Annotated in this window: 19 protein-coding genes; 10 read left to right on the forward strand and 9 right to left on the reverse strand. The window is 50.3% G+C overall.

From position 1 onward, the window contains the following. The first annotated feature begins 54 nt into the window (after positions 1-54). From OO017_RS05240 to OO017_RS05270, 7 genes are all read left to right on the forward strand, one after another. The gene (locus OO017_RS05240; protein WP_266051403.1) at positions 55-525 is read left to right on the forward strand and encodes a FixH family protein; all 471 of its coding nucleotides are present in this window, start codon (positions 55-57) and stop codon (positions 523-525) included. Between the two features lie 2 nt (positions 526-527). Continuing rightward, positions 528-1,259, forward strand: a complete 732-nt coding sequence (locus OO017_RS05245) for a sulfite exporter TauE/SafE family protein (protein WP_266051404.1) — start codon at positions 528-530, stop codon at positions 1,257-1,259. Positions 1,260-1,344: 85 nt separating this feature from the next. Next, entirely contained in the window at positions 1,345-2,277 is a 933-nt protein-coding gene (locus OO017_RS05250) for a universal stress protein (RefSeq protein ID WP_266051405.1), read from the forward strand. A 56-nt stretch (positions 2,278-2,333) separates the two neighbouring features. After that, positions 2,334-2,699 carry a cyclic nucleotide-binding domain-containing protein gene (locus OO017_RS05255; RefSeq protein ID WP_266051406.1) on the forward strand — a complete coding sequence of 122 codons (366 nt, stop codon included), beginning with the start codon at positions 2,334-2,336 and terminating at the stop codon, positions 2,697-2,699. A gap of 130 nt (positions 2,700-2,829) precedes the next feature. After that, positions 2,830-4,170 carry a DUF2254 domain-containing protein gene (locus tag OO017_RS05260; protein WP_266051407.1) on the forward strand — a complete coding sequence of 447 codons (1,341 nt, stop codon included), beginning with the start codon at positions 2,830-2,832 and terminating at the stop codon, positions 4,168-4,170. Between the two features lie 48 nt (positions 4,171-4,218). Further along, positions 4,219-5,634, forward strand: a complete 1,416-nt coding sequence (locus OO017_RS05265; protein WP_266051408.1) for a TIGR00341 family protein — start codon at positions 4,219-4,221, stop codon at positions 5,632-5,634. 103 nt (positions 5,635-5,737) lie between these two features. Beyond that, positions 5,738-6,571, forward strand: a complete 834-nt coding sequence (locus tag OO017_RS05270; protein WP_266051409.1) for an ion transporter — start codon at positions 5,738-5,740, stop codon at positions 6,569-6,571. Here the strand turns inward: OO017_RS05270 and OO017_RS05275 are convergent. The 4 genes from OO017_RS05275 to hemF are packed head-to-tail and all read right to left on the reverse strand — an operon-like array spanning position 6,561 to position 11,400. Then, positions 6,561-7,499: a DUF4249 domain-containing protein gene (locus OO017_RS05275; protein WP_266051410.1), complete on the reverse strand. Its 939-nt coding sequence runs from the start codon at positions 7,497-7,499 to the stop codon at positions 6,561-6,563. The genes OO017_RS05270 and OO017_RS05275 overlap by 11 nt on opposite strands. A 2-nt stretch (positions 7,500-7,501) precedes the next feature. Then, positions 7,502-9,874 (reverse strand): TonB-dependent receptor, encoded by a 2,373-nt coding sequence (locus OO017_RS05280; RefSeq protein ID WP_266051411.1) that lies wholly within the window; start codon positions 9,872-9,874, stop codon positions 7,502-7,504. Positions 9,875-9,922: 48 nt separating this feature from the next. Next, the gene (locus OO017_RS05285) at positions 9,923-10,498 is read right to left on the reverse strand and encodes a phosphatase PAP2 family protein (RefSeq protein WP_266051412.1); all 576 of its coding nucleotides are present in this window, start codon (positions 10,496-10,498) and stop codon (positions 9,923-9,925) included. Further along, positions 10,498-11,400, reverse strand: a complete 903-nt coding sequence (gene hemF, locus OO017_RS05290; RefSeq protein WP_266051413.1) for an oxygen-dependent coproporphyrinogen oxidase — start codon at positions 11,398-11,400, stop codon at positions 10,498-10,500. The genes OO017_RS05285 and hemF overlap by 1 nt, the downstream gene beginning before the upstream one ends. Positions 11,401-11,690: 290 nt before the next feature. Between hemF and OO017_RS05295 the strand changes: the two genes are divergently transcribed. Beyond that, positions 11,691-13,769: an alpha-ketoacid dehydrogenase subunit alpha/beta gene (locus tag OO017_RS05295; RefSeq protein ID WP_266051414.1), complete on the forward strand. Its 2,079-nt coding sequence runs from the start codon at positions 11,691-11,693 to the stop codon at positions 13,767-13,769. Positions 13,770-13,941: 172 nt separating this feature from the next. Here the strand turns inward: OO017_RS05295 and tamL are convergent, their stop codons facing one another. Beyond that, the gene (gene tamL, locus OO017_RS05300; protein ID WP_266051415.1) at positions 13,942-16,383 is read right to left on the reverse strand and encodes a translocation and assembly module lipoprotein TamL; all 2,442 of its coding nucleotides are present in this window, start codon (positions 16,381-16,383) and stop codon (positions 13,942-13,944) included. 14 nt (positions 16,384-16,397) lie between these two features. Between tamL and OO017_RS05305 the strand changes: the two genes are divergently transcribed. Then, positions 16,398-17,144 (forward strand): TrmH family RNA methyltransferase, encoded by a 747-nt coding sequence (locus tag OO017_RS05305; protein ID WP_266051416.1) that lies wholly within the window; start codon positions 16,398-16,400, stop codon positions 17,142-17,144. Between the two features lie 57 nt (positions 17,145-17,201). Here OO017_RS05305 and OO017_RS05310 read toward each other — a convergent pair whose 3' ends face one another. The 4 genes from OO017_RS05310 to OO017_RS05325 all read right to left on the reverse strand — a co-directional run bounded on the left by OO017_RS05310 (position 17,202) and on the right by OO017_RS05325 (position 21,021). Continuing rightward, complete coding sequence (locus OO017_RS05310) at positions 17,202-18,335, reverse strand: outer membrane beta-barrel protein (protein WP_266051417.1); 1,134 nt, start codon at positions 18,333-18,335, stop codon at positions 17,202-17,204. Positions 18,336-18,345: 10 nt separating this feature from the next. Beyond that, positions 18,346-19,263 carry a hypothetical protein gene (locus tag OO017_RS05315; protein ID WP_266051418.1) on the reverse strand — a complete coding sequence of 306 codons (918 nt, stop codon included), beginning with the start codon at positions 19,261-19,263 and terminating at the stop codon, positions 18,346-18,348. Positions 19,264-19,280: 17 nt separating this feature from the next. Further along, positions 19,281-19,814 carry an RNA polymerase sigma factor gene (locus OO017_RS05320; RefSeq protein ID WP_266051419.1) on the reverse strand — a complete coding sequence of 178 codons (534 nt, stop codon included), beginning with the start codon at positions 19,812-19,814 and terminating at the stop codon, positions 19,281-19,283. 481 nt (positions 19,815-20,295) lie between these two features. Beyond that, positions 20,296-21,021, reverse strand: a complete 726-nt coding sequence (locus OO017_RS05325) for an arylesterase (RefSeq protein WP_266051420.1) — start codon at positions 21,019-21,021, stop codon at positions 20,296-20,298. 151 nt (positions 21,022-21,172) lie between these two features. Here OO017_RS05325 and OO017_RS05330 point away from each other — a divergent pair, with 151 nt between their 5' ends. Continuing rightward, positions 21,173-21,871 carry an ABC transporter ATP-binding protein gene (locus OO017_RS05330; RefSeq protein WP_266051478.1) on the forward strand — a complete coding sequence of 233 codons (699 nt, stop codon included), beginning with the start codon at positions 21,173-21,175 and terminating at the stop codon, positions 21,869-21,871. The last annotated feature ends 3 nt before the right edge of the window (positions 21,872-21,874 follow it).

Here is a 21,874-nt window from a genome sequence, read left to right on the forward strand (position 1 = left end):
ACTAAAAATTAAGCTAAGCCAATGATGGCATACTAAAAGAAGGAGACTTTAAAAATGAACAATACAGATAAAAATAAAAGCTTTACTCTTTGGCCTTATGCCATAGTTGTAGCAATGGTGCTGTTTATGGGATACATCGCCATGTTTGTGTACAAAGCCATGAGGCAGGACGTGGACCTTGTCAGTAAAGACTATTACGAGCAGGAGCTTAAGTACCAGGACCAGATAGAGAAAGTGAAACGCACGCAGGCCCTCGGGGATGTTATGCTGGATTACAACGAAGACGACAACACCATCCTGCTACAGATGCCTGCTACTTACAAAGGCAAGAGCCTAGCAGGCAGCATCACGCTGTTCCGCCCCTCTGACGACCAACTGGACCAGCAGTTGCCGCTGCAGTTAGGCCGCGACCAGAGCCAGTTGCTTGAAGTGCAGGACCTGGAGAGCGGTGTTTGGAAGGTGCGCGTGCACTTCACCGCAGACAATGAAGAGTTTTATACAGAAAAGACGATTCAAATAAAGTAGCCATGATCTGGGCTGGGTTTTTATTTGGGTTACTAGGAAGTTTCCATTGCGTCGGGATGTGCGGCCCGATAGCCATGGCCTTACCATTTGGCAGGAGCAGCGGCTGGCGTTATTATACCGGCCGGCTCCTGTACAATGGGGGGCGCTTGGTGAGCTACTCCCTTTTGGGCGCGCTGGCAGGAGCCTTCGGGGCTTCACTGCAGATGGCGGGACTACAACAGGTAGTCTCTGTAGTGTCTGGTTTACTTATACTTTTTCTATTGGTAGCGCCAGCGGCTCTAAAAGGCAAAGCCGGCAACATGCTGGGCACCGATAAGGCCGTAATGTGGGTGCGGCAGAAACTAGGGTATTTCTTTGGCAGAGATAGCTTGGGGGCACTGTTTATGGTAGGCCTGTTGAATGGTTTGTTGCCCTGTGGCTTTGTTTACATTGCACTGGCAGGTGCCATTAGTGCACCGGGTGTGCCGGGGGCCATGCTCTACATGATGTTGTTCGGGCTGGGCACTTTCCCACTGATGTACATCGTATCGCTGTCCGGTAAATTTATAAGCCTAAGGCTGCGTGGCACCTTTAACCGTTTTGTGCCTTTTGTCGGCGTGGCGATGGCTACCCTTTTTATACTTCGGGGCCTGAGCCTGGGTATTCCGTACCTGAGCCCAAAGATTACACATACAACGCACAATACTACTGAAATAACCTGCTGCACTAACCCAAAGCAGACCGCACAAAAATGATAAAAATCATCGGGGCGGCTGACTTTACTCACTGCTTTAAAAAAAACCGATACTTAATTTTAAAGAAGATAAAACTGATAACACCATGACAGAGACGACATCTATAAAGCAAATTCTGGTACCTGTACGTTTTGATGAGGAAAGCGAGCGTTTAGTGGCTTATGCAGGATCCTTGGCCAGAGCTTTGGGTGTCGAGCTGCTGCTGCTCTACAACACAGGCACCCCTGAGTTAACCTTTACACAGCAAAGCAGGTTCATACAGGCACTCCGTACTTTGGCAGAACACCAGTTGGCTAAGCAACAAAAATATGAGGCAAGCTTAAAAGGCTTTGAGTGTGTTGTGCGCCCAGGAACACTGCAGCAAAGTATAAAATCGGTAGTGCAGGATTATTCCGTGGACCTCGTGCTGATGAATGCGGTGCCAGTCTCAGAACAAACTACCTCTGAGGGAGACCATGCCGCCACACTGATGACGATACTGGATATACCGGTGATGGTGGTGCCTGTAGGTAAAAGCTACAAAAAGCTGAAGCACCTCGTTTTCGTAACAGATTTTACGGACCGTGAACCTAACGTGCTACAGCGTATCCACCGTTTTGCCAAACAGGCAGGTGCCAGGTTAACGCTGGTGCAGGTATACACTATGGCCGACAAACCACAGTTAAGCGCCATGAACAATGCCATGCGTGAGGTGGAGGCGCTGCTGAGCAGCAAAAAAGTAAACGTCAGGCTGCTGGAGGAGGAGGATATGCTGGAGGGAATCAGCGACTTTGCTGAGCAGGAGGGAGCCGACATGCTGCTGATGGCAACCCAGGACAACTACCTGATGCAGCGCCTCTTCAGTAATGCCTATGTCAAAACCATGGCCTATCACACACAGATCCCACTCCTCACCTACAGGCAGCATAAAAGAAAGCCGTGTTCGGGCTGCTGCGCCAACTGCAAGAGTAAGTTAAACCAACTGCCACTAAACCAACAGCCACAACTCGTAAACATTGTAGGCGGTGAGGCGCAGTAAGCAGCCAAAGCAGAGCATTAAAACACTACTTATAACAACTAGATATAAAGGAGGGTATGCTCAGGAAAGCGATAGAAGAGGGACAACTGCAGGTAACTACTCGAAAACTTGCCGCAGGCACCTACCTTTACCGGGCCGGACAACCGACAGATTCATTTTATATGCTGCTGCAAGGAAGCGTTCTGCTTAGCATTCCTGGTTTAAGAAACGATACGCTTGTGCATCAGGGCCATATCCTGGGGCTGCAGGACCTGATGCAAGAGCAGTTTAGCCACACAGCCATACTTGACGAAGAAGCGATACTCCTTGAAATATCAAAGCAGGAGCTCCTTAAGTCTATACAAACCATTGCGCCGCTCCGGCTATACCTTATCCGGGAGATGAGCCAACAGCCTAACCTGGCTTATCTGGCATACGAGTAACGACGATTGATTTATACTTTGGAACAGCCGCCTGGTATTATACCTGGTGGCTGTTTTGCTATAACCTCAGCCTTAAAATAACAGTATGAGCAAGAAGCCGCCAAAAGTCAACTGGCTGCCGCTCCACTATATGAATAGAATTCTCAGTCGCATAAAATTTGTTTACCAATACATTATTTCTAGCATTGGATTTTTGCCCACGCTCATCTCGTTGGGCTTTTTTGTGCTGGCGTTGCTGGTGCTATACCTCGAAACCGTTGGCCTCAGCCAGACCCTGAAAGAGAACCTACCGTTCATGATCATCACCAACGGTGAAACGGCGCGCCTTGTCCTGAGTACCATCGCCACAGGCATTATCTCGCTCACTGTTTTTAGTTTTACCATGGTGATGCTGGTGTTAAACCAGGCCAGTTCTAACTTCTCCCCGCGGGTTATTCCGGGTATCATCACGTACAAATCGAACCAAAGTGTAACGGGACTTTACCTAGGTACCCTGATTTATACGTTAGTTGTGATGGTGAATGTGCGTTCCGAGTTCTACAGCGTGGCGCTACCGGGCTTTGCAATATTTCTGGCGATGGGCTTCGCCATTGCCTGCCTGGGCTTCTTTGTGTACTTTATTCACTCTATTTCAGAGTCCATACAAATCGACAGCATACTGGAAGGAATTTACCATGTAACGAAAAGGCAACTGGAGGAGGAAATAGAACGGGACAAGGGCGCTGCTGTGCCAAATGTGTTTACACAAGGCGAATGGACATACCTGAAAAGCCCTAATACCGGCTACCTGCAAAGTCTGGACGAGGATGCGGTGATCCCTATCCTGCAGGAATTCGATGTTGTGCTGGATTTTGAGCAACCGCTCGGCAGTTTTTTGGTAGAGGGGGTGCCCTTCGCCCGTGTAAACAAGAAGCTGGATGATCTGGACAAGTTCACCGACCGCCTTTTCGACCATGTGTACTTTTACCGGGAAGAACGGCCGGGCATTAACTACATTTTCGGGTTCAAGCATATTACAGAAAGCGCCGTGAAGGCTCTTAGCCCGGGTATTAACGACCCCGGAACTGCCCTAAAGGCAACTGACTACCTAACAGCCCTCTTTGCGTTGCGCATGCAGCTAACCGATGAGAAAGTGATTTATGATGAAGACGGGGCCGGGCGCATCCGGTTTAAGCATGACACCTTTGAAGATATTTTCTCGCTCAACCTGAGCCCACTCCGTTTATATGGAAAGTCTGACATCATTGTAGTACTGAAACTGCTGATGCTCATGGAGGCCCTGTTGTACAAAGTAAAACCTTACGCGCACCTGAAGCCTGTGCTATACAGCGAAGCTATGCTGCTGCTCCACGATGCGGATGAAAGTATAAAAAACCCCGGCGACCGGCAAAAGATAAACCACCTGTTAAACAAGCTAAATGAGATGCACCAACTAGACCGGTTACTGCCCCTGCTGACGATAAGCCACTAGGTGCTTTGGCTAAATTACTTAATTTTGTAGCCATTATACCGCCCAAGTATGCTGCTACAATCCCTTAAAAATCTGGCCGACAGTGTGCTGAACATACAGCACGAAACCGATGAAGAAGGAACGATCCGTGAGATAAATGATAAGATCCCGATCCGGGGCAATAACACCTGGATGCTCATCTGCTCGGCCGTACTGGCCTCCATCGGGCTGGACACCGGTTCGGGTGCTGTGATTATTGGAGCCATGTTAGTTTCTCCGCTCATGTCGCCTATACTTGGCGTGGGCCTGTCGGTCGGTATCAACGACCGCGAAATGCTCATTGACTCCATTAAAAACTTGGCATTGGCGGCGGCTGCGGGCCTGCTGGTAAGCTTTTTATACTTCAGCGTAACGCCGCTCGGCGAGCCCACCAATGAGCTGCTGGCGCGCACCACACCAACCTTGCTTGATGTAGGGGTGGCGTTTTTTGGTGGGGTAGCCGGTATAGTCTCCATTTCCCGCTCCGATAAGTCTACCGCCATACCTGGTGTGGCCATTGCCACGGCACTCATGCCACCACTCTGCACGGCCGGGTACGGGCTGGCAGTAGGCCGTTATGATTTCTTCCTGGGTGGATTTTACCTCTTCTTCATCAATGCGGTGTTCATTAGCCTGGCTACGTACATGATCGTGAAATACCTGCATTTCCATATGAAGGAGTACGTTGATCAGGCCAAACAGAAACGCGTGGCGCAGGCCATGGTGCTGGTGCTGGTTATTGTCGTGTTGCCAAGCGTATACTTCCTGTACAATATTTACAGCGACATCCAGACGAAAAAGCAGGTGGAGCAACTCGTGATCAGTGATTTTACGAAGCGCAACAACGAGATTATAAAATGGGAGATGCAGACCGGGGACTCCCTGAAGTATGTGAAGATCTACAGCGTGGGCAAGCAGGTGGATGAAAAGCTGGTGCAGCATTATGACCAGGTGCTGGCCCAGAATAAGCTGGGCAACTACAGGGTAAAGCTGGTGCAACTGGATGTGTCACCGGAGGAGGTGCAGAAGATCGCCTATGACATTACAAACAACATGACGCGGGATTTCCTGAAAACGCTGGAGCTGCAGAAGCTGCAGGAGCATCACTCCGACAGCCTGCGCAGGCGGCAGGCGCTTGAACTAAGCGGCAGCGCCACCCGTGACCTCAAAATCCTGTTTCCGGAGATACAGAAAGTGCAGGTAGGAGATATGGTGGCCACCACCAACCCGACAAAGCCTGATACGATAACCCAGGTGATGATAGACTGGAGAGAGAAACAGCAGCCGCTACAGGAGGCAAAACAGGTCAAAAACACCAAAGAGGTTGCGCCTGCCCCAAAACCGACACTGCAGGCGGAGCAGGTGCAGGAGTATGAAAGCCGGATCAAACAGTTTCTAAGCGTAAAGCTACAGCGCGACTCTGTGCAGGTGATCTCTACTTTCTGAGAAGAGGAGCAGAGCATTAAAGTATAAATTAACCTTACAGTTGTTAGATTAAGCCACTACCAGGCTTTTACGTATAGGGTAAAACCACAGAGAATAAGGCGGAATGGCAGAAAGAAGCACAATCAGGCATAAACTTTATAAAATCATTTTTGAGGCAGAAACTCCTGCCGGCAAAGCATTTGATGTGTTGCTGCTGGTGCTGATTCTGAGCAGTGTGGTGGTCGTGTCTCTTGAAAGTGTTGTATCGCTGCGCCGCCAGTTCTTACCCGTTTTCCAGGTGCTGGAATGGACCTTCACGATCATTTTCACGTTAGAGTACTTTTTACGCATCTACACAACGCCAAAGCCCTTAAAGTATGTTTTCTCCTTCTTCGGCATTGTAGATTTGTTGGCTATAATCCCTACGTATCTGAGCTTGTTTATACTTGGTTCACAGTATCTGCTGGTGGTAAGGGTGCTCCGGCTGCTGCGCGTGGCCAGAATTTTCAAGCTGACGCGGTTTATTAACGAAGGGCAGGTTTTAACGAAGGCACTGCGGGCTAGCTTTACTAAAATAGCTGTCTTCCTGGGCACAGTGCTGCTGCTCATCGTCATTATCGGTTCTTTGATGTATATTATTGAAGGCGCAGCCAGCGGCTTTACCAGCATCCCGACCAGTATTTACTGGACCGTAGTAACCTTAACCACGGTTGGGTACGGCGATATAGCGCCACAGTCTGCTCTGGGGCAGGTGCTGGCAAGTGTTGTCATGATTATGGGCTATGGCATCATTGCGGTGCCTACCGGTATCGTAACAGTAGAAATGTCCAGGTCTGATAAGAAGATTGCCCCAACCCGAGTTTGCCCCAACTGCCACCGCGAGGGCCATTTTGAAGATGCTTCGTTCTGCTACAACTGCGGCTACAAGTTTGAAGAATTTGTGAAACCTACTTCATGATAATGGTGTTGTAGGTAACGGCATATCCTCCCCAAATGCCTAATCCGCCTTCTATGTTAGACTGAGTGATATTTGGGGAGCTGATCGGGCTACCGTTGTTGTTCTGCTCGTTCTCCAGGGTAAACCAAAACCGGTAATGCGGCATATCGATGGCTGCCCAACGCACAGTAACAGTATCTCCCTTCCCGAAATAGCCATACAAGTCCTCGTTTATTTCGGCCTGCCCTTTTGGCTCACCCCGGTCCAAGGGGTAATCTATGGTGGCTCCGTTCACAAACTCGTCCGAAAATACCGAAGCAAACAGGCCAGGGTAAAACGGCTCATTGTTACGTTTAGTAAAATACCGGACATAGTTTCCGATGGTATCCGGGTCGGAGTACCTGTAGTATAGCTGGCGAAGGCTGTCCTCCTCCGGGTTAGGGTGCGGAACAGACCAGAGAGAATCAAGGGGGTTAAGCTGTGGGATGGAGGTAGAGGAGGTTAAAACTTTTCCTTCGTGGCTGATGCGCAGCCCGTATGTCTTGCCAAGCCGGCCTTTCAACTCCTCTGAAGTATACACATAAAAGACAAAACTTCCGGTGCCAGCAAGCATATCAGGAATCAAGCCGAACTGCAAAGCTATTGCCTGCTTAACATCTTCAGATAAAGCAACGGAGGACACTTCTTTTAAAGTATAGCTTTGCCCTTCTGCGATAACCGTAACCTGAGCATTGTGCACAAAGCTCTGCTCCAGCACCTCCGGTGACACATCTGCAAAGACAGGAACTGTGCGTGTAAGAATAACCACGGGCGGCAGACCCTGCTCAATGTGCCCTTCTACTACCAGTTGCTCCTCACCCTGGGGCAAGTCCACCGTTATATCCTCCTCACAACCGAAAAGAAGCAGGCTACAAAGTATGGAGGCAAGTATAAAGTATGATCTTAACATCGTTATTTCCAGCTAAAGTTTAAGGTAACAGACGGCAGCGGGAAAGGTACGATGGATACCTTTTTGGCCTGCAGTTTCACCGCGGAATCATAGCCGTTTCCTTCGTTGTCGATGTAGTATAAGTAGGGGTTTCTGCGGCCGTACACGTTGTAGATGGAGAAGGTCCAGCTGTTCTCGATGTTCTTCCATTTCTTGCCCTCCAGTGTAGCAGAAAAGTCGAGCCGGTGGGTAGGCTGCATCCGGAAGCTGTTTCGGTCACCATACTGGTAATTAACCGTCCCCTCCAGAATATACCGTCGGACAGGCATGGTGGTGGCCTCTCCGGTGCCGTACACAAAACTGCCGGCAAAGGTCCAGCGGTCGTTATACTTGTAGCTGGCAACCAAAGATAAGTCGTGGCGGCGGTCGTAGCGGGCGGGGAACTTCTGACCATTGTTCAGGTCCGGGAAGGTGCGCGTGGTGCGGGAGAGGGTGTAGCCAAACCAGCCTTGCAGTTTGCCATAGTTCTTACGCAGAAACAGTTCAATGCCGTAAGACCTGCCGCTGCCAGTTACAAACTCATACTCCAGGTCGCGGTTGCTGGGGCCGGGCGCGAAGCCCTGCCGGTATTCCAGCTGATTCTCCAAATCCTTAAAGTATACTTCCAAGGATCCCTCATATTGGTTTTCCTTCATGCTTCTGAAATAGCCCAGCGCATACTGTGAAGCCAGTTGCGGCTCCACGAGCGCCGAGCTTGGCACCCAGACATCCAGCGGAAGCGTGGTATAAGCATTAGACACCAGGTGCAGGTACTGTGCCGATTTGCTGAATGCCGCCTTCACCGAGGAAGCTTTATCCAAATCATACTTTACTGACACCCGGGGCTCCCAGGCACTGAAAGTTTTAACTCCTTCCCCGCGCCTATAAGAAGTTGAGTCTGTAGGCACGTTATTTTCATCAAACTGGTAGAGGGTAAACGGACCTGACTGCGTGAAGTAACTGTTACGAAGCCCTAAGCTAAGCAGCAATTTATCAGTGAGGTATACATCATCGGAAAGGTAAACTGCGTATTCATGCCCATACTTGGTACGGATCCTGTCAGTGCCGAATAGCTCACCGCTGGCGCTCTCGGCTTCTCCGGCACGCGGGCGAAGCTTATGGTAAGTATACTGCAGCCCATACTGCAGGTGGTGCCTTGCATTTGATTTGTAGTTAAAATCCAGGTTGGCGCTGTAATCCTCTACGCCCGTCTCAGCCACGGTGTTAAAGCCACCGAAATCCCAGCTGAACTCAAAATCATACTTACTCCATACCCCGGACACATCCATCTCCAGGTTGCCGCTGAAAGTATGGCTCCAGCGGGCGGTGGCGCTGCTGTTGCCCCAAAAGAAATCTGCCTTGAAGCGCCCGTCCGATAATGTTAACTCACCCACATCGCGCCCGTAGTAGCCACTGAAGCTTAACCTGTCCTGGTCAGAAAGTATAAAGCTGAGTTTTCCGTTGAGGTCGTAAAAATAATAGGGGATGCCGCCCTGCTCCGTGTTTTTCAGGAAAGGGCTAAGGAGCAGGTCCACGTACGTGCGCCTGCCAGAAAGTATAAAAGAGGCTTTATCCTCCACCAGCGGGCCCTGCACCGACAGCCTGGAAGAAATCAACCCGACACCCCCATCTACCTGGTAATTTTTGTAGCTACCCTCTTTCATGCCGATGTCCAGCACGGAGGAGAGGCGGCCGCCGTAACGGGCGGGCATGTTGCCTTTGATTAGCGTGGTGTTGTCTATGGCGTCGCTGTTGAAGACGGAAAAAAAGTTGAACAGGTGGCCTGGGTTGTAAACCGTTGCCCGGTCAAGGAGAACGAGGTTCTGATCAGCCCCGCCGCCGCGCACGTAAAAGCCCGTGCTGCCTTCCCCGGCCGACTTTATACCCGGCATCAGTTGTATTGTTTTCAGGATATCCACCTCGCCAAACAGCACAGGCAGGGCCTTTACCGTCTCCAGCGGCAGCTCCAGTTGCCCCATGGTCGGGGTTTCGTGAATTGGGGGCTTGCGCACGGCCAGCACCTCCACTTCCTGCACCTGGTAAGCAGTGGGCGTAAGTTTTATGTTTATACTTGTAGGTTGGTTTAAACGCAACGGCAGCTCCTGCACATGGTAGCCAATATACTTTACCACAAGCGTATACATGCCTTCAGGTGCAGCAAAGCTATACCTGCCGGCGGCATCGGTTATGGCACCGGCGGAAGGACGTTCTTTTAGCGCTAAGGCAGCGCCAACCAAGGCGTCACCGGTTTCGGCATCCAGTACACGGCCCGACAAAGTATAAACAGCCTGCGCCAGAACTGGCTGCAGGCACAGTAATCCCAGCAGAAGTATGAAAGTATAAATGAAGCTGCGCAATCCGTTTGCTGTTTTAGTTATGGTTTAACAGCAGTTCAGGGTAAAGGTTTAGCGCTGGAAATAGCTGTAGCGCCGCAGCAAAATATTATAACCCAACGAAGCCAGGAAGGCTAAAATTGAACCTAACAGAGCACCAAGCAGCACATCGGCTGGGAAGTGAACACCCAGGTAAATGCGGCTATAAGTTACTACTACGGCCCAGGCCACCAGCACAATCTTGAATATCAGGTAGCGGTCGGAGAGGATGAGGTTAAAGAAAACCGCCAGCGCAAAGGTGTTTGCGGCATGGGAGGAAATAAACCCAAACTTACCGCCGCAGCCCTCCACAATATTGATGAACTCCGAGAGCGAAGGATCGTGGCAGGGGCGGAGGCGCATAAAGTATGGTTTCATGATGCCTGAAGCTACGAAATCAGCCAGGCCGATGGCAATGAGCACCATCACGAGCATAGGTATACTTTGGCGGCGGTAGCGCCACACCAGGTAACCGATGAGCCCCAGGTAAAAAGGGATCCACACCAGCTTCTCCGACACAAACACCATGATCGCATCCCAGAAAGGGCTGTGCATGTTGTTCAGGTAGATGAATATGTCTTTATCCAGCTGCTCCAGCGCCTCCACCATTACTTGCCTTCGTTAATCCAGTCAATGTCTTTTTTCAGGTAGTCCAGCGTCTGTTCTTCGGGGCTGCCGACTTCAGGTGTAAAGTTGTATACCCAGGAGGCATGCGTCGGCAGGCTCATCAGGATAGACTCTATCCGGCCTTTGGTTAGAAGTCCGAACTTGGTGCCACGGTCGTACACAAGATTAAACTCTACATAGCGGCCACGGCGGATAAGTTGCCACTGCTTTTCGCGCTCGCCGTAAGGGAGGTCGCGGTTTTGGTTCATGATGGAAGTATAAAAAGGGATAAAGGCATAAGCCACATCGCGCACAAAGGCAAAGCGGTCCTCCATGCTGATCTCCTCTGTTTCCATCAGTCTGTCGAAGAAAATGCCACCAACGCCGCGGGTCTCGTCGCGGTGCTCGTTAAAGAAATAGTCATCAGCCCACTTTTTGAACTCAGGGTAATAGCCCGGGTGGTGCTTATCGCACACAGCCTTCATCTGCTCATGGAACTCCCGGGCCTGCTTAACGTCCACATATATAGGTGTCAGGTCGATACCGCCACCGAACCAGGCTTGCCCGTTGCCGGCCTCGAAGTAACGTACGTTCATGTGCGTGATCGGCACCATCGGGCTATGAGGGTGCATCACCACCGATACGCCTGTGGCAAAGTAGTTCGGATCGGGCATCTGCAGCGCCTTCAGGAACTGGGGAGACAGTTCACCCTGAACAGCAGAAAAGTTAACACCGCCTTTCTCCAGCACATTACCGCCCTCAATCACACGCGAGACACCACCTCCGCCACCTTCATGCACCCACTCATCGGATGTAAACGTAGCGCCACCATCGGTATTCTCCAGGGCATAGCATAGGTCTGACTGAAACTGGCGCATAAACGCCTCAACTTTTTCTCTGAACATAGTTTCCGACAAAAGATATTTAGACATCCGACAAAGGAAAATTCTAGTACTAGTTCCTTCGACGTTCCTTACGGCTATACTTTACAGGCAAGTATAAACTGGCAATAATAATACAAATAGGGAACCATTAAACTTCGGGTGATGCCTGATGTAGCAGACAAGTTGACTTGGTGCCCTGCCAAAGTATAGCTGCTGCAAAAGTACCGAATTATACCCTCTCTACCGAACCGCTTCAGAATTTTACTTGAAAGCAGAAAATTTGTAACTTCGGGCAAACCTTAGCACAACCTATGTCACAACATACCCTGGAGGCCACTAAACTCGATCTGGAACTACTCAAAAAGGCTTACCGACTGATGATTACTGCCAAAACCATGGCAGATACTTACGAAGAAAACAAGGCGATCTGCAGCAAGTATGTGCACAGCACATCGCGCGGCCATGAAGCCATACAACTGGCCGCCGCCCTGCAGCTGAAGCCATACGACTACGCCTCGCTCTACTACCGCGACGACTCCATGCTGCTTGGCTTGGGGTTGCAGCCTTATGAGCTGATGCTGCAGCTGATGGCTAAGGCTGACGATCCTTTCAGTGGCGGCCGTACCTACTATGGGCACCCCTCTTTAAGGCGCGAAGGCTTCCCGACCATCCCGCACCAAAGCTCTGCCACGGGCATGCAAGCCATTCCGGCGACGGGTATGGCGCATGGTTTGGCTTACCTGGAAGGGCAGGGGCTGCTGAAGGTCGAGGAGAAACCGATCGTAATTTGCTCTTTAGGAGATGGCTCCGTAACCGAGGGTGAGGTTTCAGAGGCATTTCAAATGGCAGTGCTAAAAGGGCTGCCGATCATTTACCTGATACAGGACAACGATTGGGGCATCTCGGCCACCGGCAAAGAGATGCGTGCTATGGATGCCTTTGAGTTTGCCGCCGGTTTTAAAGGAATGGAGCGCCTGCGCGTGAACGGCTCTGATTTTGAGGAGTCGTATGAGGGGATGCGTGTGGCCATAGAGTATGCCCGCAAAGTTCGCCGCCCGATACTGGTGCATGCCAAAGTGCCGTTGCTGGGTCATCATACTTCCGGAGTTCGCCGGGAGTGGTACCGTGGCGAGAACCTGCAGCAGCACAGCATCGACGATCCGATTCCAAAACTTCGTGAGGTACTGCTGGAGGCAGGCATCGCGGTTGACGAGGTGAAGCTACTGGAGCAGGAAGCCATGAATACCGTTGCCAACGATTATGAACGTGCCTTGAACGCCGCTAATCCGGATCCAAAGACATTTGACACCCATGAGTTTGCGCCAACTCCTGTAACAGAGGAAAAAGGCGAACGAAGCCCGGCCGGCGCAGATAAAGCCATTATGGTGGATGCCGCCCTGCATGCCGTGGACGATATCCTGAAAACATACCCGGAGGCTTTGTTTTATGGCCAGGATGTGGGCGGAGAACTGGGAGGTGTTTTCAGGGAGGCGGCCTTGCTGGCCAAGAAGTATGGCGATGCCCGCGTATTCAACACACCGATACAGGAAGCTTACATAGTTGGCTCTACTGCAGGTATGTCAGCCGTAGGGGCTAAAGCAATTGTAGAGATACAGTTTGCGGATTATATCTGGCCGGGCATCAATCAACTTGTAGAGGAGCTTTCTAAGAGCTGCTACCTGAGTAATGGCAAGTTTCCGATACAATCCGTTATCCGGGTGCCGATAGGCGCATACGGCGGCGGCGGGCCGTACCATTCCGGAAGTATAGAATCTACGCTGCTGAACATCCGGGGCATTAAGGTGGTGTTCCCGAGCAATGCAGCTGACATGAAAGGCCTGATGAAGGCAGCTTTCCTGGACCCGAACCCGGTTGTGATGCTCGAGCACAAAGGCATTTACTGGTCTAAGGTGCCCGGCACTGAGGATGCCAAAACCATTGAGCCGGACGAGCACTACGTACTGCCATTGGGTAAAGCTAACATTGTGCAGCATGCTGACGAGAAGGAACTGCGAATGGGCAACAGCATGACCGTCATCACCTATGGCATGGGCGTATATTGGGCCAAGACAGCAGCAAAGAATTTCCCGGGAAGTATAGAGATCGTGGACCTGCGCACGCTTAACCCGCTGGATTATGAAACAGTTAAAGCATCGGTAGAACGCCATGGCAAGGCACTGGTTCTCACAGAAGAGCCGCTGATGAACTCTTTTGCCGAGTCGCTTGCCGGACGTCTTTCTAAAGATTGTTTCCAGAAGTTGGATGCGCCAGTTTATACTTTGGGTGCCGCAAACCTGCCTGCCATTCCGCTGAATGTGGAACTGGAGAAGATGATGCTGCCCAACCCGGACAAAGTTGCCTCCCGGATGGAAGAACTGCTAAATTACTAAGTATAAGCAAGTATAAAACGAGAGCCCCGCCGTTACTGGCGGGGCTTTTTTATCTGAATCAGTATTTATAGGATTTCTGGACGAGGAGGATCTCTTGTAGATTTAGGAGCACCAAATGGTTATCATCTCATTTGAATCCTGTTCATCATTACTACATCCTGCAGATCCTGACCTAGAAAGGATACCCAATACCGATCTGCAGTGTGCTCTGGTTGTTGCGGGTAAAAAAGTCCGTTACGTTAAAGTTAGGCAACACAAACCGGTCTTCTTTCCAGACAGCCGGGTCGTATACTTTGGTGGCGAAGTCAAACCGCAGAATTAACACCGAAAGATCAAACCGCAGTCCGAAGCCAGTACCCACAGCCAGCTCTTTATAAAACCGGTTAAACCGGAAATCAGCACCTGGCCGGTTGACATCAGCCTCCAAAAGCCACACGTTGCCTGCATCCACAAAGAAAGCACCGTTTATAAAGCTGAACATGTTAAAGCGGTATTCCACATTCGCCTCTATTAACACCTCACCCGGCTGCTCGATATTATAATCGCGCACAATTATTTTATTGCCCTCGGCATCCTCCTGCACCGTAAGGGAGGCATAAGAACCTAAGCCCAACCTACGGGACTGCCAGGCCCGAACACTGGAGGCGCCGCCCCCGAAGAAAAACTTATCATAAGGCAGCGTATTACCGCTCAGGATAGGAGAGGCCACGCCCGTGTTAAACCTGTACACAAAAAAACGCTGCCCGCCCAGAGGTATATACCGGCGGTAATCCGGGTTAACACGCGCATACTGGTAAGTGCGCAAATTATTTATGTTGATGTTTAAGCCAAGCTCCTTAGATAATCCGCCTACCTCTACCAAGGTCCTGAAAAAACGGGCATTACGAGTCTGGGTAAAGTCGTTGGTGTTGTAGATGAAGTTAAAGCCTACGAACGAGATGATACCATCGTCGAAACTGCCCAAGAGCGAGCGGCTGTCTGTGCTGTTGCTCTCCAACCTGCTTCTGAAACCAACATCCTTTATCTCGCCCTGCACAATATTAAAGTTTACTGGCGAAAGTATAAACTGCATAACAGGCGGCTGCAACGGGTTGCGAGAACGCTGCCAGATATAATCCAGGCCCAGTTCGTAGGTAGAGCGGATGTACTCCTGCCGGTTCTCGCTGTTATAGCCGGTAGTAAAGCGCGTGCGGGGGGTAAACTCCGACAGCAGGTTCTTGTTTGTGAACGGCAAAAGTATAACCGGGAAAGAGAGAGACGTATTCAACCCAAACTCCCTGATCATAACCGCCTCATCGGGGTCGGACAAACTAGCCTGGTATTCTATACCACCCCTGATCCCAAAGTCCAGATTCTCGGTACCACCGAACACGTTTCTCACCCGCAGCGTCAGGCTGGAGAATGGGCCTGGCCTTTTCTCTGTAAAGTTCATACCTAACTCCGCCGTTTCCTGGAACTTCTTAGCCGGCAGGGCATTTACAAGCGCTATTAACTCATAGGTTGAGTCTGTAGGGCTTTGCACCTTGTTATAGAACACGTTATTAAACTGGAAAACATCCAGGTCGGCCAGTTTGCGCTGCGTGGTAAGGGTACGGAACTGGCTGTAACGCTGCCCCGGGTAAATATCTACTTTCTTATCCAGTATTAGCGGCGAGTACTTATGGTCATAGGCCACATACTTGATGCCGTTGTAGGTGATGGTATCGCGGGGAATGCCAAAACGATCAGCATCCGTTTTAAAGTACACATCCTTTAGGGTATATACTTTGTGTGTGGAGTCCTGCTCCGGGCTGTCGATAATTGTCTTGACACGTACAGTGTTCCTGGCATAGCTGGTATCCACCTCAAACTCAATGTATGCACGGGCAAAATCGTAATAGCCCCGGTTCTTCAGCAACTCGTACAATCGATCCCGCTCCTGCGTAAGCTGTTCCTCATCATATCGCTCCTGCAACTTTAGCAACGACCGGGCCTCCGTGCTTTTCACTATCTGCAGGACACTCGGGTCAGCAATGCCATAGCTTAGCTCAGAGTACAGGTAAGGCTGATTTTCCTCAATGTTAACGTCGATGTACAGAAGCTTGTCCTTCTTAACCTCTTTTGTATAAGCCGCCCTGTGGTTAAAATAGCCTTTGGAGTTTAAGTAGATGTCGATTTGGTCCATGGTTTCCTGCATGCGCAGGGAATCATAGATGGCCGGAGGCTCGCCGAGCTGCATTACAAAGTTTCCATCCTGTAGCTTGGCTTCCAGGCGGTCAATGCGGTCGTTATACTTCTCCCGGAGCTTGTTGATCTTAACCGAGTCAGTGCCTGCCTGCGTTATCTTTTGGGCCATCCGGTTCTCCTGTTTCTCTATCCGTTGCTGAATCTTTTGCGGATCGTAAAACTTTTTGCCGAAATTGTAGAGCGCCAGATACGGGGTGGAGCCAAGCACCATGCGGTTGGGCTCCTGCTGGTAAAGGTTCTGAATGGCAGTGGGATCCACCGATTCCAGCCCTTTGGGTTCCATACTTACAAGCAGCTTCTCGTTCTCGCCTAAGTTGCGGGTTGGGATGCAGGCGTTCAGCCCCAGCATTGCAAAACTCAGGGCGGCTATGTATAATCGTGATCTCAAACGTGTAACCAGCTATGTTGTCGAAAGCAGTTGTAAAGTATATTAAATCATTGCAAGTAAAAAAATACCGCAACCAACACCAAGCCTTTGTGGTGGAGGGAGCTAAAAGTGTGCTCGAATTACTGCAGTCCGATTTCCAGTTGCAGCACTTATTCGTTACCGAAGACTTTCTGCGTGAGCATACCGCTATGCTTGTCAAAGGTTATAGATACGAGGTGGTAAAGGAGGAAGAACTGGTAAAAGCAGGCAGTTTTGCCAGCAATAACGCCGCCCTGGCCGTGGCCAGTATGCGCCAACTTCCGCCCCTGCAAGTCCGGCCAACCGACCTGGTTATCGCTCTTGATGACATTCGCGACCCCGGTAACTTGGGCACCATTATCCGGATAGCCGACTGGTATGGTATAAAGAACGTGGTTTGTTCCGAGAATTGCGCCGATTTTTACAATCCGAAGGTAATTTCTTCTACAATGGGCTCCTTTACGCGCACCAATGTATACTATATTAACCTGCCCAACTGGCTGCAGCAGCACACGGGCAAGTATAAAATTTACGGCGCCGCCCTGAATGGTGAGAACCTGCACCGCATGCAGCTGAAGCCAGAGGGTATTGTGGTGCTAGGCAACGAGGCAAATGGGATACGGCCAAATGTGGCGGACCAGGTAAACCAACTGATAAAGATCCCAGCTTTCGGAGGGGCTGAGTCGCTGAATGTAGCCACGGCTACGGCCATTATCATTGATAATTTTATGCGCAACAGCTAAAAAAAGAGGAGCCCTTAAGCTCCTCTTTTTATTCACCTTAAACAAACACTTTATACTTTAGTAGAAAAACCGGAAGCCAAAGCTCAGCACGTTTTCTTCCGGCCCACGATTATTCTTGAACAGGTTGTTCATGTTATACTTGGCAAACAGGTCTATGCCGCCGTAGCCAACTATACCTTCCACACCGTACTGGAAATCGCTCAGGTTAAAGCTGTCGCGGGTCTTGTCTTTCTCTGTTTTGCCATCTTCCTCATACTTAAGTTTGGTATGGCTGCCCAGGCGGTATCCTACAAACGGACCAGCGCCTATCTTAAAACCGTCCTTTCCGTTTTCGCGCTCAAACTCCAGCGTAGCCATCAGCGGCAGGTTTATAGAAGAGTGCGTTAACTTTGATTTTTCGTAGTTTCTTTCTGAATCCACGGTGAAAAAAGTCCTGTTATCGATGTCCTGCACCACTATGTCATCCTCAAACATGTAGTTGTTAAAGGCAAACTCCAGCCCTGATACCAGGTGAAAAGGGCTTTTCTGGCCACCAATCTGCGACTTGAGGCGGAAGTTAAGGCTAACGTAGCGGGAGCCCCATGGCCTTAGATCTGCCGTTTGCTGCCCTTGCTCTGTGAAGGTGTTAAAGCCAAGATCCATGTCGAAACCAGTGCGCGTAGCTTTATACGTTTTTATGTCATTGGCATGGCGGATGCTGTCACGCTCATGTTTAGACGGCACATCCACGTTCACTTTGGTGTTTTCGCCATCTTCCTCCACATCCACTTTAATCTTAAACTTCTTGTTGATGACTACCTCGTGCGTCTCCTTCCTCACTTCACCGGTCTGCGGGTCTTCTTCCTCCACTGTAATGGTCACCTGCTCGGCTTTGCCATTCTGCGCTTCAGACTTGTTAAAAGTCACGGTCATTTCCTTTGATTCCTGATTCGAGTTTTCCATCTGGTCTACGCGCTCCACGTATTTAGTCAATTCTCGCATCAGGGAGTCGAGGCTGTAGTTCTGGAAAGCCTGCAGCTGTTGAATGTTCTCAAGGTGCAGGATCATTTTGGCGCCGTTGGCCATTTTCACCACAATGGTATCCTGGCTGGTAGAATGTAAGCGCTCATTCAGGGTGTTGCCGCCTTTGGCAGACACACCGGTAGCGGCGGCCATGCAAATGGCCATGACGAGTAGTAGTATCCGTTTCATGTTGTTGAGTTTAGAGGTTGATCACTTTAGAGATTTTCTGCTTACCGATCTGTGTTTCAAGGGCCAACCGATCGGCACGGATGCCCAGTACTTCCAGCTCCACACCATCTCCAGATGCCAGGTTGCGTACCTGCTTAAAGATGTTCTTGGCCAGCTGCTTTTTGCTGTTGCCAGTGGGCTCATTGCTTGCCATAGCCACATCGGTTTGTGAGGCAACGGCGCGCTTGATGGTGATTTCCACTGGCTCGGCGTTCAGGTTAGCATTGGCGGCAACTGCTGCAGGCTTTGTTACCGGTGCCACCTCAACGGCGGGCGCGTCTGGTGCTGTGTTAGCTGCGATGGCCGTCTGCACATCTGGTTTTTTAGTAGCTTTACTTACAGTAGCTATAGCCGCGGTTTCCTGCTGTAAGGCTTTAGGTTCTGCCTTGGCGATGAACTTCTGTTTTGTTGGCTGCTTTGTTAGGTTAGATGCAGCCTTTGGTTCGGCGGTTGCCTGGGTAGGAATATTTTTTTCTTCAGCGGGTAAAATATCTTCCGGTGTTTCGGTCTGCGCCATCATACTTTGATCAGTGGCAACAGGCGCTTGTTCTACCTCGGGCACAGTCTCTACGGCTGGTATTTCCTGCGGTAGTTTGCTGTCATACTTTGTGAGCGTATCGCTAACCTCCGGCGTGCCAGTGTTAATGTTGTAAAATACAACTCCCACAGCCAGCAGCAGCGACAGCGTAGCAGCCACCGAGGAGTAGATCCACATAAAGCGCTGCTTCCCGTCTTTCTTCTGCTCCGCCTCAGGCGTCAGCAGTACGAGCGGCTTCTCCTGGTCTTCCTCCATGCGTTCCTGCAGGCGGCTCCAGAGGTCAGCGGGAGGCGTGGGAGAGGAGTTGCCCAACCGCTCCTTAAATAACTTGTCTATGTCTTCTGGTTTCATCTTTCTTCCTCCTATTTTTAACGGGCTATAGCCTCTTGTCCTTCCAGCCTGCGTTGCAGCATAGTGCGCGCCTTGCTCAACTGCGACTTTGAGGTACCCTCGGTTATCCCGAGCATTTCGGCTATTTCCTTGTGTGCGTATCCTTCAATGGCGTACAGGTTAAAAACCGCTCTGTAGCCAGCGGGCAAAGTTCTTAACAGCTCCAGCAGCTCTCCTTCGGCCAAATCGTGGTCGGCACCTGTTGATGCGGCTACCTGAATATAACTGTCTTCGATGGCCAGGTGCAGTGGCTCATGCTTGCGCAGGAAAGCCAGGGCTTCGTTTACCATAATCCGACGAACCCAGCCTTCAAAACTGCCTTTTCCCTCGAAACGGTCCACGTTCTGGTAAATCTTCATAAAGCCGTTCAGCAATGCCTCTTCCGCGTCCATTTGGTTTTTAAGGTAACGCAGGCATACACCATACATTTGCGAGGCAAACCGCTCGTACAGGAGCTTCTGCGCCTTCCCGTCTGCCTTCTGGCATCCCACTATCAGTTCTGCTTCTGTCACGCGCTGTAAAGATTTAATCTATAGTCTGTCTTCCGTTATCAAGTGGAGCACCTGTTGCTCTTTACCCCTTAGATGCAGGGTACCCGTGGTGTGGTTGCCTGAGGAAGTATAAATTTTCATCTTTTTTTCTCAACGCCCAACACGTTGGCTATAAATATCTAAATATCAGCTATAAAATTTAGGTAAATACCACTCAGAATATATAGTCGTTTAAAAAATCAGGTAAAAACATAGGTTTGATTTTCCGGAAGTAGGACCAGGCTGCGGGGCGGGATTACCGTTGCAGGGCAGAAAAAGCTGCTTTATACTTGTGGAGAAGGATATAAAGTATGAGAAGGGATAAAAAAACAGAAGCGGCTTCCCAAAGAATGAGAAGCCGCTTCGTGTTTTTGAAAATCAAATTTTCAACTTTTAGCCATACATAATAACGGTGGCATCAAAGTTAGGTTACAATCTGCGGAAAAAAATCAAGTTTTTTATTTCAGAGTGTTTCCTCCTGTTTTAGAAGGGGCTGCAGAACATCCCACACGTTATTTGCCAGTATCTTCTGGCCTTCTTCGGTCGGGTGTATGCCATCCACCTGGTTCAGTTCCGGCTCTCCGCCAACACCCTCCAGCAGGAATGGCACCAGGGAAACGTTTTCTTCTTCTGCCACCCGGGTAAATACTTTACTGAAATCCTGGCTATACTTTTGCCCCATACTTGGCGGCACCTGCATACCGGTCAGCACCACCTGTACATCAGGGTTGTGCGCGCGTACTTTCTGGATAATTGTTTTCAGGTTGGCATAGGTCTCTTCGGTGGCAATACCGCGCAAACCATCATTAGCCCCCAGTTCCAGCACAAATATATCAACCGGTTGTTTCTTCAGCAGCCAATCTACCCGGCTTTTGCCCCCGGCCGTCGTCTCTCCGCTCAAACCAGCGTTAATTACCTTGTAAGGCATGTCCAGCGAATCGATGCGCTGCTGGATGAGCGCCGGGAAAGCTTGGCTTGGGTCGTCCAGCCCGTATCCGGCCGTAAGGCTGTTGCCAAAGAAAAGGATGGTCTTGGTATCGGTTTCAGTGGCAGCGTCTGATTGGGCACTGGTGGCAGCGCGGGCACCCTTTTCTTTGTCAAGATTATCGGTTGTGGTGGCGTCGCCGCAGCCGTAAAAGGTGGTAATGGCTGCTAACCCGAAGGCTAAAAACTGATTCTTTATCGTCATCGTTTATTTTTTCCTAAATTTATACTTGCCTATAGCTAAACCTATAACGTGCTCAAACAGTTATTTTGTTCGGAGGATGCCGGCACTGCGCTATACTTATACTTTCTGCCAGCTTACTTTCATACATCAACTTAAAACCATACTTACCAAAGTGTCAACCATACTTGCTATACAAGACCTTAAGAAAACCTATGACAGCGGCGACAGACACCTGACAGTGCTGCAAGGTATAAATTTTTCGCTACAGGCCGGGGATGTCTGTTCTATTGTAGGGCCCTCGGGAAGTGGCAAAACAACGCTGCTTGGCCTGTGTGCCGGTCTCGACAGGGCTTCGTCCGGCTCTGTTGTGCTGAATGGCGTTAAACTGGATGATCTGTCGGAGGATGAGCGGGCGCAGGTACGGAATCAGTATGTGGGCTTTATTTTCCAGAATTTCCAGCTGATACCCACGCTAACTGCTTTGGAGAATGTCATGGTGCCCCTGGAGCTGCGCGGTGAGCGCAATGTGCAGCAGCAGGCCATGGAGCTACTTGCCCGGGTGGGCCTGGCCGAACGTTTTGATCATTATCCTACGCAACTTTCCGGCGGGGAGCAGCAACGCGTTTCCCTGGCAAGGGCTTTCTCCAACAAGCCAGCCATACTTTTTGCGGACGAGCCTACCGGCAATTTGGACGAAGAGACAGGGGAGCGGGTAGAGCAGCTGCTTTTTGATCTGAACCGGGAAGCAGGCACCACGTTGGTGCTGGTAACCCACGACCTGGAGCTGGCAGCCAAAACAGACCGCATCATCCGTATAAAAGGCGGCACGGTGGTGTCTGACGAAGTTACGTCTGTGGTAAATAATGGGTAAGAC

It is taken from the genome of Pontibacter anaerobius, assembly GCF_026241195.1.
GTDB lineage: Bacteria > Bacteroidota > Bacteroidia > Cytophagales > Hymenobacteraceae > Pontibacter > Pontibacter anaerobius.